We start from the raw sequence: 14,762 nt of genomic DNA, 5'->3' as shown, positions 1-14,762 counted from the left end.
CTTAGCTCGCTAGCTATCCGCACACTACTTAATACAAGCGTACAATGGCCGCAAGGTAGGTCACGGAAACACTTGCTAGTGAGGTCATAAAAGTATGGGTTTACTAACCGTACTTTATGCCCCTTGCACTGCCTTAAAGGCTGGACTAAATAATCATACTACGCGTCGACTTACAGTAAAAGCAACAATTGATTACACTTTTGGCGCAGGCGCGGGTGCAGGGTAAGTCCGCCCGACAGCCGGCATTTATCCGACTTGGTCGGCCCGTACCGCAGTGAATTACACTCGATTAGTAGCGGCTCGTCGGAAGCCGTTGCGCGAAGTACCCTAATGCATAGGTGCGAAAAGGATTAGTACCGTAATTACGAATGCGTACCGATCCGCCCGGGAAAATAGAAGATGGATCAAGTAATCGCTAAACCGGCGCGATATCCCATCCCGTACTCAGATCGCAGCACCTAAATGAGTTAGTGAGATTCGTAGACGTCCCCCACGTGCGGCGCCCAAAAACAAGGCACCCGCGGCCGCGCCCGGAATTATCGGCTTATTATGTACTAGTGACGGCCAACTAAAGTGTGCCTAACGCACGGCCGAAAATCCAGCACAGCCCGCAGCAAAAAGAATAAACCGTCCATTAAGTGGTTTAAAAAAACGACCGCCGGCCCCACCAGTACTGTAATCCAGAAAAAGGGGGGAGCCGACGATCAGTGTGCTTAGCGGTTAGGCTGTGGCGTAGTCCGCAGGTAAGGCTTAATGACCTTGTGGCCTTTTGGAAACTTGTCCGGAATATCTTCCGTCTTGATACTCGGGCTGATGACGACATCATCACCTTCTTTCCAATCTACGGGGGTGGCAACCGAGTAATTATCGGTTAACTGGAGGCTGTCGAGGACGCGAAGGATCTCCGTGAAATTACGTCCCGTGGAGGGTGGGTAGGTCAACGTGAGGCGAACCTTCCGCTGGGGGTCGATGATGTACACGGAGCGGACGGTAAACTTGGCATCCGCTTCGGGGTGCATCATGTCGTACGCGACGGCAATCTTCTTGTCGGCGTCGGCGATGATGGGGAAATTCATCTTGACGTCCTGCGTCTCTTCGATGTCCTTGACCCAGCCCATATGGCTATCGAGGTCGTCGACGCTGAGGGCGATGACCTTTGCGGAGCGCTGTTCGAAATCTTCCTTGAGGGCGGCGGTGCGGCCGAGCTCGGTGGTGCAGACGGGGGTGTAATCGGAGGGGTGAGAGTAGAGAACGACCCAACTGTCGCCGGCCCAATCGTAGAAATTAATGTCACCCATGGTGGTCTGGGCGTCGAAATTGGGGGCGGTTTCTCCTAAGCGAATGGGCATGGTTATGTTGTTTTAATTAGGTGGTTATAACGATGCCATCGGGTGAAAAGTTAGGGAAGACCATCCGGGCGCCTGGCGATCATCGAAAACTTACTTGGCTTGCTCTCTCCGGCAGCGCTCCAGAACCGTTCGAGCGTCTCCGGATAACCGGCCCCGAGTCAAACTTTCAGGTATAATAATCACTAACCCCGCCACTCACTATCAAATCTTCTTGGGTCACTATGGCCGGCAGCGGTTGCAGGTCCCCCCTATTGACCGTGACGCCTTCGGGCAGGGTTCCGTTGAGAAGAAAGTCAAGCACATTGTGTGTTATTTCGGGGGTACCGAGATTATGACCGCCACCGTTGGATCGGTACAGGGCGCTACCGGGCCAATAGCTGTGGTTTCGTTCCGAATTCCGGAAGGTCGTTACGGTATCTTTGGGGTCATGAATGATGAGTGCTTGTACGTGCGCCAGCTGTTGGGTACTGGCTGCTATGTCAAAATCTTCGAGTCGACGGCCGGTTAGGCCTTTAATGTGATTTTCAAGCTCGCGGAAAACAACCGGCCGCAAGCCCAGCGTCTTAGCAAAAACTAGGAATAGCCACTTTACTTCAGACAGGACGGCCAGGACGCACATCCGTTTGGGGTGATACTTTTGGGGCAAACCGATCAGGGCTTCCACCAGGCAGCCACCGCCAAAACTATGCACTAACGCCAGTTCACAGCCGTCGGTCATTTTCAGAATTGCCCGTTCGATACCGACCATCGCCGGAAAATGTAAGGTTCCTTTGTCCGCGTTTCCGTGGCCGATGGGGTCAAAGGCTACCACCCGCTTTCCGGCCTCCACCAACGCCGGCACGTAGTGACGCCAGCGGCCGGCGTTGTAGCCCCAGCCGTACGCACAAAAGACAACCGGCCCATCAGCCGGGCCCCAGGCGTATACGGGAATATTTTTCCCTTCGTACTTGAAGTCCAGCCGTTCGGCGGTGTCGAGAAAGTCTTTTTCTTTGGGTCTGATTCTGGGCGTCGGCGGTGATGCGAAGACTTTGAAAGTGAGGTCGCCGGCTTTTTTGGGGCTGAGGTAAGAATAGGCGTTGAGGCCGGTACCGAGGGATTTGAAAAGGAGCTTGCGGAGGTTCATTTTTGGGCTGGGTCTTTGGTCTTTAGTCTTTAGTCTTTAGTCTAGGGTCTGAGGTGTTAATTAGGCCAGAATAAATAGGTAGCTTCAGGGCGTTCAGCGCGCGAACCCTGAAGCGTTCGAGGTGGGAAGCATCTTGGTAGAGTTTGAAGAGGATTACGCTGCCTTGGTACTCGGCGAAGAGTCGGTAAGTACGTTCCGTAGCTTCGGCGGGGGCGAACCGCTCGGTCAGTAGTTTTTCTACCGCCGCTTTCCAGGCCGTATGAAATTGGATCAGCCCTTCGGCGAACTCACCGGTAATGCCCGTTTCAAGGATGGAATTGGCGAAAAAACAACCGCTGCCGCCGTTCATTTGACAGAAGCGAAAGTGTGCGCTCATGAAAGCACTTAATCTTTCTTCGACCGTCCCCTCCCCTTCCAGTAAAACCAGTACCCGCCGGGCGTACCAATCAATAGCGAATTCGATAACGGCACTCATGAGGCCGCGCTTGCTTCCGAAGTGATGCAACAAACCTGCCTTACCTAAGCCGGCAGCCGTGGCCAACCGCTGCAACGAGGCGTCGTGATAGCCGTACTCGTGGAACACACCCCAGGTGGCTCTCAAGATCTCTTCCTTCGATGTTTTGGTTACTGGCATAATTATACTTACCGACCGATCGGTTAGCAAATATAAGAAGTTTTTATGAATCACTGCAGAGTACCGCGAACCGAGAGCGTTCCAAAACTTTGTGCAGATTAGCTTCTTCCCCAATACATCCCTTCTGTTTCCGTAATCCCGACCGCTCGTTGCCCACGCGAAAGCCGGCGAAAATTATCTTTGCCCCCCATGACTTTCGAGCTCCAACAAACCGACAAAAACACCGACGCCCGCGCCGGTCTTCTCACTACCGACCACGGCCAGATCCCGACGCCCATTTTCATGCCCGTTGGCACTATTGGTACCGTCAAGGGTATCCACCAAAAGGAGCTTAAAGAGCAGGTGCAGGCCAAGATTATTCTCGGCAACACGTACCACCTGTTCCTCCGCCCCGGCATGGAAACGATGGACGCTGCCGGTGGTCTACATAAATTTATGAATTGGGGCGGGCCGATTCTCACCGACAGCGGCGGCTACCAAGTGTACAGCCTCGCTCACCGGCGCAAGATCACGGAAGAAGGCGCTACGTTTGCGAACCACATCGACGGTTCCAAGCACCTTTTCAGTCCCGAATCCAGCCTCGGCATCCAGCGGGACATTGGCGCGGACATCGTGATGGCCTTCGACGAATGCCCACCCTACCCGAGCGAGAAAACCTACGCCGAAACGAGCATGCACCTGACCCACCGGTGGCTCGAACGTTGCGTGCAGTTCATGAAAGATTCGGCACCTAAGTACGGTCATACGCAGGCGCTCTTCCCGATCGTTCAGGGTAGTTCCTTTGACGACCTGCGCAAGCAGTCCTGTGAATTCATTGCCGGCACCGACCAGCCCGGCAACGCCATCGGTGGCCTTTCCGTCGGTGAGCCGATCGCGGATATGTACCGCATCGCGCAGCTCTGTTGTGACATCCTCCCCCGGGAAAAGCCCCGCTACCTGATGGGCGTCGGCACTCCGGCCAATATCCTCGAATGCATTAGTCGCGGCGTGGACATGTTCGACTGCGTACTCCCCTCCCGCAACGCCCGCCACGGCATGGTCTACACGCGCGACGGCATCATCAACATCAAAAATGCCCGGTGGCGCAACGATTTTTCGGCTATCGACGCGCGGCCGGACGGGGCGCCTACTTCTCAGGTGCACACGAAGGCTTACCTCCACCACTTATTTCGGGTGAACGAGTTACTCGGTCCGCAGATCGCCACGCTGCACAATCTCCGGTTCTATTTGGCTTTGGTGGAAGAGGCGCGGTCGCGGGTGCTGGGTGGTGACTTTCGGCGGTGGAAGGAGGCGTTGGTCCCGAACTTGGAAAAAAGGCTCTGATTAGGGTATTGACCCTGCGCGAAGGACTCTATGGTACAAGCCCGGCTATTGGAAGGGGAACACAAGAGGCACGAATGCAAAGCACCTAAAAGCTGTGCGCAGGTTAACGTTTCGTTTTGTGCCTTTTTCTCCTTTTGTGTTTTATGTGTTGAAAATCCGCCTTAGGTGCTTCGGGCCAGCTTCAGTAGGTAACTATTTGATACCATATTACTATTTCGCGGTCGCCACCCGATCCCCCATCTTTATGGAAGTCTCCAACTCATTCTGGGTGTTCCGAACGAGATCTTCGTCGAGCTCGAAATAGTCAGCGTCAAATAGTAAGACAACGGACGAGCCACCGAACGAAAAGTACCCCATCTCTTGCCCTTTTTCTATATTTTTATTCGCCTCGTAAGTCGAAGTCAGGCTACCGACCATCGTTGCGCCGACGGGGATGATAAGAATCTCCCCGTTTTGCTCGGTGGTTAGTTTACAGATCTCTTTTTTATTGTCGGTAAATACTTTGGTGAAGTGCTTATCCAGACTAATTGGGGATACGGATAAATAATCTCCGTCAATCTCCTTCGATTCGGATGGAGTTCCACCGTACGGAAAATGATACCGGTGGTAATCCTCCGGGGCCAGTCGCAAAATGACCATCGAGCAGCCGTTGTACTGTTCGGCTAGTTCGTCACTTCCTAAGAATTGCGTTAGGGTAAACTTCTTTCCTTTTACGTAAAAAGAGTTGACTTGCGATACTTTTTTGAACGCCAGCATTTTTCCGTCGCCGGGGGATACCAGGCCTTGCTTAATTTCCCGGGCGCCCGGCTTTAATTTTCTACTGAAGAAGTCGTTGAAGGTCTTGAATTCACCTACGTTTCTGCGGGAGTCCGTCATGTCAATCCCGAGAGAATCAATGAAGGGCTGAATCCTCTTTACGGAGGACGAGCTATCCATCATCTTACCGTACCACTTACTGATGAACTCCTGCTTGACGACCGGCAGCAGCAGTTTTTCGCCGAACGGATTGTGGTACAGGAAATTCAGCACTTCTTCGGCGGGTGGGTGCTCGGTTACCATTTTGCCCGTGTACCGGTTGACGTACTGAATACTCATTCCAAGATTAATTTAGCGTAGGCCACGCGGCCATTATTATCGTTGGTCGGAACGAGCTACCGGTTCTATTGTTCCACCAGGCTACGGGGTTGCCGCGCGGAAGTGCGCCGGAGCCTAACCTCGCCAATCAATTATAATTGGTGATAAATGTTGCCGGCTGACGACGTGTCATCAATTTTCAAACACCCTAGCGATTACCTCCAGCAGCCCGACCACCGGAGAATTTTCCAGGCACGCCTCACAATTAGCGTAAGTCAGCGAGCAGTCGATCAAGTCCGTGAGCAGGTGGAACAGCAGGCCGATTCCGATTACGTTGAAGGGTTTACGCAGCAACAATAAACCCGCGTAAAGAACCATCGCGTAGTGCGTATGGAGCGGGTGGAAATTGATACTGCACCGATCCGCCTGAAAAATTGGACTGGCCAGTAGGTGGTCCGCATCGATGAACATGGTGGCGATCAGGATCAGGTAAACTTTTTTCCAGTCTTTTCTGAAACACAAATAAGCAATCAGCAGCGGGCAACCCAGGTGCAAAAAATAGTGAAGAAAGGTTTGCATCTTTTCGGGTATGATTTATCCAGCAGAATTATCCTGATCAGATTAGCGAACCAAACTAATCGCCTGACTTCTCGTTAGCCGCCGCCCGCCGTTCAGGTACGTAACGACCACCAGGTATTCCCCCAAACCGGCCCGCCGGCCGGCGATCATCCCGTCCCAAGTTGTGCCTGCGGAACTAGCGAAAATCGTCGACCCCCAGCGGTCGTACACGACGAAGGTCAGTTCTTCTAAGCCACCACAGCCTTCCCCCGCCGGTAGCACTTCGTACGCGTCGTTGACCCCGTCTTCGTTCGGGGAGAATGCCGTCGGGAGGTAAATTTGGCAACAATCCGTGAGGTTTACCCGGACTTCCGTCGTCGCTACGGAACAACCGTCGTTGCGCGTCAGCACGTACGTGCCGTTTTCGGTAAAGGTGCGGCCGGGTTCCGGGTAGCCATCCAACCAGGTTTGGGTAACGTTCGGTGTTGCGGTGGGGTAGGAGAATATTTCTCCGTAGCAGAGGTCGATCCGCTCAGTGTCAGTGGCCAGGGGTTCGTTATCGTAATTCGCCGTAACCACGAAACTACGTTCCGACACGCCACAATTGTTCGTCACCGTTACGCGGTAAGCGCCGGGGGTGGTGACGGTGCGCGGGTTCTCCGTGCTGCCATCCGCCCATTCAACGGTGCCGGCCGCGTCCGTCGGGATGGCTAGCCAGACGGTATCCGACGGATTACACTGCGTTAGCTCAGTGGGCAAAATTTCCGTGCCGGGGGCGGGTAGTTGTACTATACGAAAAATTCGGTCGCGTATTCCGCAGCGGCTCATTAATACTAGCGTATCCACGGCCGATTCGGACCAGGTACGAACTAGCTCTCTCCCCCCGTCTTTCCACTGCACCTGCGACAGCGCCCAAATATCCGGATCGGGAGATTGATCGTACCGCGCCGCCGACCCGGGGCAGAAGTAGATGACGGTATCCGCCTTAGTTAACGGGGCGGTGCCGTCGATGAGGATGAAGTTTATGGTGTCGCTCTGGCACTCATTAGTCCGCGCCGCCGTGTAGGAGCCGAATTCCGAAACGGAGATGCTTTCTCCCGTCTCCCCGGTCGACCAACGGTAAGCAGACGCGGCCAAATTATGCACCCGCAACTCAAACGTCCCACTGGAGCAAAGCGTGTAAGTGATGGTTGAATTACTTGATTCAGGTTCCTTTTCATTCGGTGCGAGGCAGTCCACGGGCTGCCGGGTGACGGTGGCGGGGCCAAGATTCAGCGCAGGGCTCGTCACGATCGGCACGTCCTCTAGCTCGAAAACCACCGGCAACACCTCCACGTCGATGCGCTGACGAGCGTAAGAAACCAGCTCCGAATTACACACATCCGTCCCAAAGTACAGCCCGTCGACGTGCAGCTCCGTTAGGTAAGTCGCGCGCGCTTCGGTGTCGCAGTCCAGAGTCGTGCCGGTGATTAAAAACGACTCCGCGCCGGGGGTAGGTGCGATGCCGCTGACGTCGAAAACCGTGCCGTTGATTCGGGAGGCTTGGATCGGCGTGCCGTCCGCCGCGAGTAAGAGCGCCGTCAGGCTGTGATTTTCCTTGTCGGTGATGGTTTCGAAAGCGAGCATAACCTGCCCGTCCGCCAGCACCGACACGGCGCCCTGCCCGGCAAATTGATCGCTGGTGACGTAGGCCGTGGAGTGAATCAGTTCGCCGTCGGAAGACAGCTTAATCAGGTGCGTCCGCCAGGTTCCGCCGCCGGCACCGAGATAAGTGATGAGGTGAATATTTTCCGCTGCGTCCAGGTGGATCCGGGTCGGTGAGCGCAAAAACATAGACAGACCATCGTCGCTAAAGAATTTGCCCCGGGTAATCTTCTTGGACCACAACAAGTCCCCGGCAGGAGTAAAGCGCAGGAGGGTAATTTCCGGTTGCGGGACGCCTCCGATGGAAGTGGTAATAAAACCAAAGGCTAAAAGATCCCCGTTAGCGAGCGTAACGACGTCCAGCAAACCCGCCGGGCGCGGGGTCATGGGACCGAGTGCGCGCATAAATTCTACCTCACCGTCGCTACTGAATTTGGTAAACAGGCCGCGCCGGCTATTCTGCTGCCCTACCCCGAACGTTGCCCCCTCGCGCCCCCGGGTGATGCCTTTCAGGTTTCCAAACCAGGAGCGCGTCGCTATCTGCGTACCATCCGGTGCTCGCTCGATCATCCCGAAGCGGTCCTTAAAATCATTCAAGTCGAGCCAGGAAATAAGTACTTCCGTGCGCCCGTCGTTATCAACCAGCACGTCTTTGACTTGTCCGAACCCATCCACGATTCGCGCTGCCTGGCCGACACTTTGCCCCCGTTGATCCAAAGTCAGCAGTCTTCCACCGCGCTCAAGCGCGTCCCCCCCGGCAAAATTATGGCCAAACATCAGTACGTTTCCGTTCGGCAAAGGCGTAAGCTCGTACAAACCTTGTCGGTCACTTCCCGGATACCCGAATAATTCAACATTGAGGCCCTGCGCGGTTGCGAGGTTGCTACCGAGAAAAGATGCCAAGACCGAGAAAATAATCCACCTCATAGGACTGCACTAATGCTAATTCCCAAGATATTGATCGGTGGGTTGGTAAGCAAATGGTGGATGTCCGGTGGCGGGCATTTAGGAAGATTAGGCGGTAGGCTGGTAGGCGGTAGGCTGGTAGGCGGTAGGCGGTAGGCTGGTAGGCGGTAGGCTGGTAGGCGGTAGGCTGGTAGGCGGTAGGGCGTTGTATGCGTAGTGAGGCACTACCGCCTACCGACTAAAGTCCTACCGCCTACTACCCTACCAATTCCATCCACTCCAGCTCCCGTTCCTCGATCTCCTCATTCAGTTCACTAAGCTTCCTGCCTAGTTCGGCGATCTTGCCCGGTTCGAGGTTGGCGGCATCGGCGAACTGTTTGTTGATCTTTACTTTAGCCTTTTCGAGTTTATCGATCTGGCCCTCGACGCGGCGGATGGCTTTGCGTTCGTCCTGACTGAGTTGTTTTTCGGGCTCTGACTTAGTCGAAACGGGTGCGGGGCTGGGGGAAGAAGCCTTGCTTTTGTTGCGCTCCGCGTTCAGTTCGGAGAGCTCTTCTTTCCGTTTCTCGCGGTATTCTGTGTACAGGCCGTTCCAGTCGCGAATGTTGCCTTCTTCTTCGAAGATGAACAGGTGGTCGGCGATCTTATCGAGGAAGAAGCGGTCGTGGGAGACGATAAGGACGCAACCGGGGAATTCTAGCAGGAAGTCCTCCAGGATGTTGAGCGTCATGATGTCCAGATCGTTTGTCGGCTCATCAAGGATGAGGAAGTTGGGGTTCTGCATCAGGATCGTGAGCAGGTAGAGCCGGCGCTTCTCCCCGCCCGACAGCTGACTGACGTAGACCTGCTGTTGCTTATCCGGAAACATGAAGCGGTTGAGTAGCCCACGCGCGGTTAATTTCAGACCTTTTTCTAGCGGGATGAACTCGGCGATCTCCCGGATGGCTTCGATGACGCGTTTGTCGTTGTCGAGGTTGATGCCGTCCTGCGTGTAATAACCGAAGTGGGTGTTGACGCCGTGGGTAACTTTTCCGGTATCCGGCTCCAGTTCCTTCGTCAGCATGTGCAGCAGGGTGGATTTACCGGCTCCATTCTTACCGACGATCCCGACGCGCTCGTTCTTCTTGAATTTGTAAGTGAATCCTTTTACCAACTCGCGCCCGTCGTAAGATTTTCCGACGTTGTAAGCTTCCAAAATCTTACCGCCGAGGCGCTGTCCTTTAATTTCGATGGTGAGTTCACCCTCGGTGCGGTGGCCCGTTACTTTGGATTTTAGATCGGCAAAGTCTTTTAAACGAGATTTAGCCTTCGTACCCCGGCCGGACGGCATCCGCCGGACCCATTCCAGCTCCTTCTTCATCCGTTTCTTATCCTTATCCAGTTCGGCCGAAGAGGTTTCTTCGCGCGTCGCTTTCTTTTCCAGGAATTCAGAATAGTTGCCGGTGTAGTGAAAGATTTCACCACCGTCCAGTTCGATAATGCGGTTGCAGACGCGCTCCAGGAAGTAACGGTCGTGCGTCACCATGACCACGGTCAGGTTTGGCGACTGGAGCCATTCTTCGAGCCATTCGATCATGTCGAGGTCGAGATGGTTAGTCGGCTCATCCATGATGATGAGATCCGGCTCGTCGATGATCAGTTTGGCGAGGGCGACGCGCTTGCGTTGGCCGCCGGAAAGGGTGCTTACTTTTTGGTCGTACTTGTCGACGTTGAGTTTGGATAGGACTTCTTTGATGCGGCTTTCGATGTCCCAGGCGCGTAATTCGTCCATCTTTGCCGAGGCTTTCAGGAGGCGGGGGACGTCGTCCGTGTGGGACAGGGCTTCTTCGTAATCCCGCACGGCGCGCACGACCGGGTTTTCGCTATCGAAAACGGCGTCCATCACGGTTGCGCCTTCGCCGAAGTCCGGGTCCTGCGAGAGGTAGGCCATCCGGGCGTCCTTATGTAGGTACATTTCCGAGCCGATGCCTTCGGGTGCGTCGATGCCGGCGGCTACGCGGAGGAGAGTTGATTTTCCGGTGCCGTTCTTAGCGACCAATGCGACTTTGGTGTTCTTGGCTACCTGGAGGGAAACCTTGTCGAAAAGGACTTTGTCGCCGTAGATCTTGGTGACGTCGGTTAATTCTAGGTAGACCATTTTTGCTGGAGATTAGCCGGCGAAGGTACGCTTTTTTGCTGCGGGTGATCACCGGAAGGGGGCGAACGAAAAGGTCCAACTACTTATGCAGGAAGTCTAAAAATTATGCGCGGTCGCGGGTGCCGGGAAAAATACCGTGAGCGCAGGGTTTGTTGGGTAAGCGAGCTACGAATCAATCACCAACGGTTCATCAATTCCCGCTTTAAAGCCAAAACCCAGTGACCCTCTAAGCAAGCATCGACTGTCCTCACGCCATCAAATATTATCGCGTAGCAAGCAGTACTGCGTAGCAAATCGTGAAAGTGTAGAGACAAGGCGCTGTGGCGTAGCCGAAAGCGTCTTTTCGTGCTTTTGCGTTTTATATTTTGTGGCTACAAAATCCGCGTAAAGTCAGTTTATCGATACTTACCCCTCCGATGACTCTCCCCGCACGCCCGCGGCGACCGGTGGCGTTTCAACTAAATCAAACCGGTGAGACACCCCCCGCACGGCAGCAGCCAGTTCCGGGAGCCAGTCGGAATTTCTTTCCAGACCGTTACCAACGACAATCATGTCCGCACCGGCTTCCAGCGCGGCGGCGGCCCGCTCCGGCGTCCGGATACCGCCACCAATGATGAGGGGTAGGTCGATCTCGTTACGAACGCTGGCGATGAGGTCCGGTGAAATGGGGTTGAGGGCACCACTACCGGCGTCCATGTAGATCAGTTTCATCCCTAATTGCTGGCCGGCCAGGGCAGTGGCCGCGGCGATGCCGTACTTGTCAGCGGGGATTGGGGTGGTATTACTCATGTAGGAAACAGAAGTCGGGCGGCCACCGTCGATGAGTAGGTAGCCGGTCGGCATAATCTCGAGTTGCATTTGCTTTAAACGGCCGGCGACCTGGACGTGGCGGCCAATCAGCAGATCCGAATTGCGACCGGAGAGGAGGGAAAGTAAAAATATGGCGTCCGCTTCCGGGTCGAGCTGGTAGGTGGAACCGGGGAAGAGAACGACGGGTACGCTATCGAGGTGCGCCCGGAGTAGTTTGAGGTAGTAGGCGGACTGCGGCGCATTTACTAAGGAACCGCCCCAGAGAAAAACGTCTACGTGGCCGTCGTTAGCGTACTGCGCTAGTTGCTGCAGATTATCCCTCCTAGCCTTATCCGGGTCGATGAGGACGGCCAGCATTTTGTTGCCGGTGGCCCGGGCGTTCGCGAGAGTAGGATAGACCATTGGGTGTGGTTGGGAGACGGTAAGGAATGGCTAAGGTACGGCGTTTTTGACTGCACCTCACCTTACCTACGTTCTGGCTACGCAATGGTATTAGCTAACGGGAAGCATTTATTATTACCGTAACACCCACTGGAAAAGCTGAAAGTGAACACGCTTTAAATGGATAAGTCTACTCCGAAACAAAAATAGCCCCACCTCGGAAAAGAGATGGAGCTATTCGCAAGTGACCAAAACAGGAGTCGAACCTGCACGCTCGCAATGAGCACCAGCCCCTCAAGCTGGCGTGTCTACCAATTCCACCACTTGGCCGTGGGGTTTCCCGGGTTTGATAATCATCAGATTCCGGGTGAGCGGCTGCAAAAGTAAGTCGCTCCGGGGAAGTGAACAAGCGTTTGGTGAAAATTAGTTGCGAGCGGGTGTTTTCAAACTAACTTTCGTCTTAATAACGTGAAGCGTTCAGCATCTACGGCAACCATTGACCGAAATTCATCCTGCGGTTCCGGAGTGAAAACACCGCAAAGTCGGTAAGGTAACACGACTTGGCGCGAAGCCGTAGGTTGAGGCATCCGCTAATCAGTACATACCTTGCGCTAATCCAGCTTAAAGACCATATATGCGCTACTTCCTACCCCTGCTCCTACTGCCCTTTCTTTGCACCTGCGCCAGCGCCCCCTCTGCATCTAACGCGGAAGTAGCGGACAGGACCACCGGCTATTCCGACACCACGGCGGTCGCGAACATCCAGTCCGGCCCCATGCTCGGCTACAACGAACTGCGGGAAGTACTAATCTGGGTCCAATTAACGGCACCGGCAGAAGTAAAAATCGCCTACACAAACGACGCCGGCCAGCGCTACGAAACCGAGACCACCACAACCGAACGCAGCGCTGCCCACACGGCCAAACTCGTAGCCGACCAAGTCCAACCCGGGGAGCATTACACCTACGAAGTCGTGATCGACGGCGTCGCCCAAGCCCTCCCCTACCCCACCGAGTTCACCACCCAGTCCCTCTGGCGCTACCGCGGCGACGCGCCCGATTTCACCGTCGCCATCGGCAGCTGCACCTACGTCAACGAAGCGCGCTACGACCGCCCCGGCAAAGGCTACGGCAACAGCTACGACATCTTCACCGCCATCGACCAAAAGAACCCCGACCTGATGCTCTGGCTAGGCGATAATATGTACCTCCGCGAGCCCGACTGGTCAACCCGCACCGGCTACCAACACCGCTACACCCACACCCGCTCCCTCCCGGAAATGCAGCCCCTCCTGGCCCGCACCCACCACTACGCGATCTGGGACGACCACGACTACGGCCCCAACAACTCCGACCGCAGCTGGCGCCACCGCGACCTTGCCAAAGAAACCTTCGATCAATTCTGGGGCAACCCCACGAGCGGCCTCGTGGAGAGCGAACGCAACACCGGCGCGGCCGGCATCACGACCAAGTTCCGCTATAACGACGTAGATTTTTTCCTGCTCGACAACCGCTCCTTCCGCACCCCGAACGACCAGGTGCGCGGCGACAATAAAACCCTGCTCGGCCGCGCCCAGCTCGACTGGCTCATCGAAAGTCTCGTGTTCAGCGACGCGCCCTGGAAGATGGTTTGTGTCGGCGGTCAGGTACTCAACACCGCGGCGGTCTTTGAGAACTACGTCAACCTCGCGCCGGAAGAACTGTGGTACTTACTAGCCCGCATCAGCGAGGAAAATATTTCGGGCGTCGTCTTTCTCACCGGCGATCGCCACCACACGGAACTTTCCGAATTCAAACTCGCGAACGGAGAGATGGTCTACGACGTGACGATTTCCCCACTAACGGCCGGCGTAGCAGGAAACGAAACGGAAGACAATAAAGACAGGGTGGAGGGGACTTTTTTGGCTAAGAACAACTTCGGCCTCCTCAGCTTCACCGGCCCGGAGTCAGCGCGGCGGCTGGTCGTGGAGACCTTCGGGACGGACGGAGAGCTTGCCTGGCGACGAGAATTACGTTAGACGCGCTGCGCGCTTTTAGAAGAGCTTCGCTCTATTAGACGCTACGCTTTTAGGCTGCCGCAAGTGATGGCCGTACAGCCGAGACGTGCGGCAGCCTAAAAGCGTAGCGTCTAACATCAGTCTTTGAACACTTCCACATCATGGTTCTTCACCACTAAATCGGTAAACTTCCCCTTAAAGCGAGTAGCCTTCACGATGTGGTTATCAATCCAATGGTAATTACCGCCACGGGGCTTACCCATGAGCATGGCGTGCCACTTGAAATCATGCTTCTTGAGCCACATTTCGGTCACTTCGCGGTGGGATTCGGTACGGCTGGTAAAGAAGGTAATGATGTGGCCTTCGGCGTGCCACTTGTTGACGATGCGAAGGGCGTCGGGGTAAGGCATACAGGTACCCATGCGCTCGGGTTCCTCGTTGGGGATGTCGTCACAGATGGTGCCATCAATGTCGATGAGAAAGTTTTTGACGCCTTCGGCCAGGACGGGGCTGATCAGTTCACCTTTTTCGTTGAAGGTGGTTTCGAGGTCCTTTTCGCTAGTATCCGTTTTCATTGAAATGTCGTTTTGGGAGAGTGGGGGTGGGATAGTTTGAATATAACGCAAAGGTAAGTGTTTGATTGGGTAGGGAAGTAGATGGTAATAAATAGGCGGTAGGCTGGTAGGCGGTAGGCTGGTAGGCGGTAGGACGAGGCTTCTGAGGCAAACCTTCCCCTTCCGGCTTGTGAGTTTATTCCAAAGTAACTTTGCCCAATAATCATTTTGGTAAGTAAAAATGTCGGTCGCCCTACCGCCTACCACCTACCA

11 protein-coding genes and 1 tRNA gene are annotated in these 14,762 nt (G+C 54.9%); 2 read left to right on the top strand and 10 right to left on the bottom strand.

Annotated features, from left to right (window positions below; all coding sequences use genetic code 11):
• Positions 1–713: 713 nt before the first annotated feature.
• From GGR27_RS14040 to GGR27_RS14030, 3 genes are all read right to left on the bottom strand, one after another.
• On the bottom strand, positions 714–1,349 hold the full coding sequence (locus GGR27_RS14040) for a peroxiredoxin (protein ID WP_168038366.1): 636 nt from the start codon (positions 1,347–1,349) through the stop codon (positions 714–716).
• A 166-nt stretch (positions 1,350–1,515) separates the two neighbouring features.
• On the bottom strand, positions 1,516–2,472 hold the full coding sequence (locus GGR27_RS14035) for an alpha/beta fold hydrolase (protein WP_168038364.1): 957 nt from the start codon (positions 2,470–2,472) through the stop codon (positions 1,516–1,518).
• A 22-nt stretch (positions 2,473–2,494) separates the two neighbouring features.
• The gene (locus GGR27_RS14030; RefSeq protein ID WP_168038362.1) at positions 2,495–3,106 is read right to left on the bottom strand and encodes a TetR/AcrR family transcriptional regulator; all 612 of its coding nucleotides are present in this window, start codon (positions 3,104–3,106) and stop codon (positions 2,495–2,497) included.
• 189 nt (positions 3,107–3,295) lie between these two features.
• On the opposite strand from GGR27_RS14030, the gene tgt reads away from it, so the two are divergent.
• Complete coding sequence (gene tgt / locus GGR27_RS14025; RefSeq protein ID WP_168038360.1) at positions 3,296–4,429, top strand: tRNA guanosine(34) transglycosylase Tgt; 1,134 nt, start codon at positions 3,296–3,298, stop codon at positions 4,427–4,429.
• A 210-nt stretch (positions 4,430–4,639) separates the two neighbouring features.
• On the opposite strand, the gene asd is transcribed toward tgt, so the two are convergent.
• The 6 genes from asd to GGR27_RS13995 form a co-directional block, all read right to left on the bottom strand.
• Positions 4,640–5,524: an archaetidylserine decarboxylase gene (gene asd / locus GGR27_RS14020; RefSeq protein WP_168038358.1), complete on the bottom strand. Its 885-nt coding sequence runs from the start codon at positions 5,522–5,524 to the stop codon at positions 4,640–4,642.
• Between the two features lie 171 nt (positions 5,525–5,695).
• On the bottom strand, positions 5,696–6,082 hold the full coding sequence (locus GGR27_RS14015; RefSeq protein WP_168038356.1) for a DUF6122 family protein: 387 nt from the start codon (positions 6,080–6,082) through the stop codon (positions 5,696–5,698).
• 42 nt (positions 6,083–6,124) lie between these two features.
• Entirely contained in the window at positions 6,125–8,608 is a 2,484-nt protein-coding gene (locus GGR27_RS14010) for a T9SS type B sorting domain-containing protein (RefSeq protein WP_168038354.1), read from the bottom strand.
• 259 nt (positions 8,609–8,867) lie between these two features.
• Entirely contained in the window at positions 8,868–10,748 is a 1,881-nt protein-coding gene (locus GGR27_RS14005) for an ABC-F family ATP-binding cassette domain-containing protein (protein ID WP_168038352.1), read from the bottom strand.
• A 405-nt stretch (positions 10,749–11,153) separates the two neighbouring features.
• Positions 11,154–11,960 (bottom strand): geranylgeranylglyceryl/heptaprenylglyceryl phosphate synthase, encoded by an 807-nt coding sequence (locus GGR27_RS14000; protein ID WP_168038350.1) that lies wholly within the window; start codon positions 11,958–11,960, stop codon positions 11,154–11,156.
• Positions 11,961–12,184: 224 nt separating this feature from the next.
• Positions 12,185–12,269: transfer RNA gene (locus GGR27_RS13995), tRNA-Leu, on the bottom strand.
• Positions 12,270–12,573: 304 nt separating this feature from the next.
• Between GGR27_RS13995 and GGR27_RS13990 the strand changes: the two genes are divergently transcribed.
• Positions 12,574–13,956, top strand: a complete 1,383-nt coding sequence (locus GGR27_RS13990; RefSeq protein ID WP_168038348.1) for an alkaline phosphatase D family protein — start codon at positions 12,574–12,576, stop codon at positions 13,954–13,956.
• 116 nt (positions 13,957–14,072) lie between these two features.
• On the opposite strand, the gene GGR27_RS13985 is transcribed toward GGR27_RS13990, so the two are convergent.
• Positions 14,073–14,510 (bottom strand): LNS2 domain-containing protein, encoded by a 438-nt coding sequence (locus tag GGR27_RS13985; protein WP_168038346.1) that lies wholly within the window; start codon positions 14,508–14,510, stop codon positions 14,073–14,075.
• Positions 14,511–14,762: the final 252 nt, after the last annotated feature.

Origin of the sequence: Neolewinella antarctica, from assembly GCF_011927835.1 — a bacterium.
Lineage (GTDB): Bacteria > Bacteroidota > Bacteroidia > Chitinophagales > Saprospiraceae > Neolewinella > Neolewinella antarctica.
The sequence above is the reverse complement of the archived record's forward strand: the minus strand, read 5'-3'. Positions and strand labels throughout refer to the sequence as shown.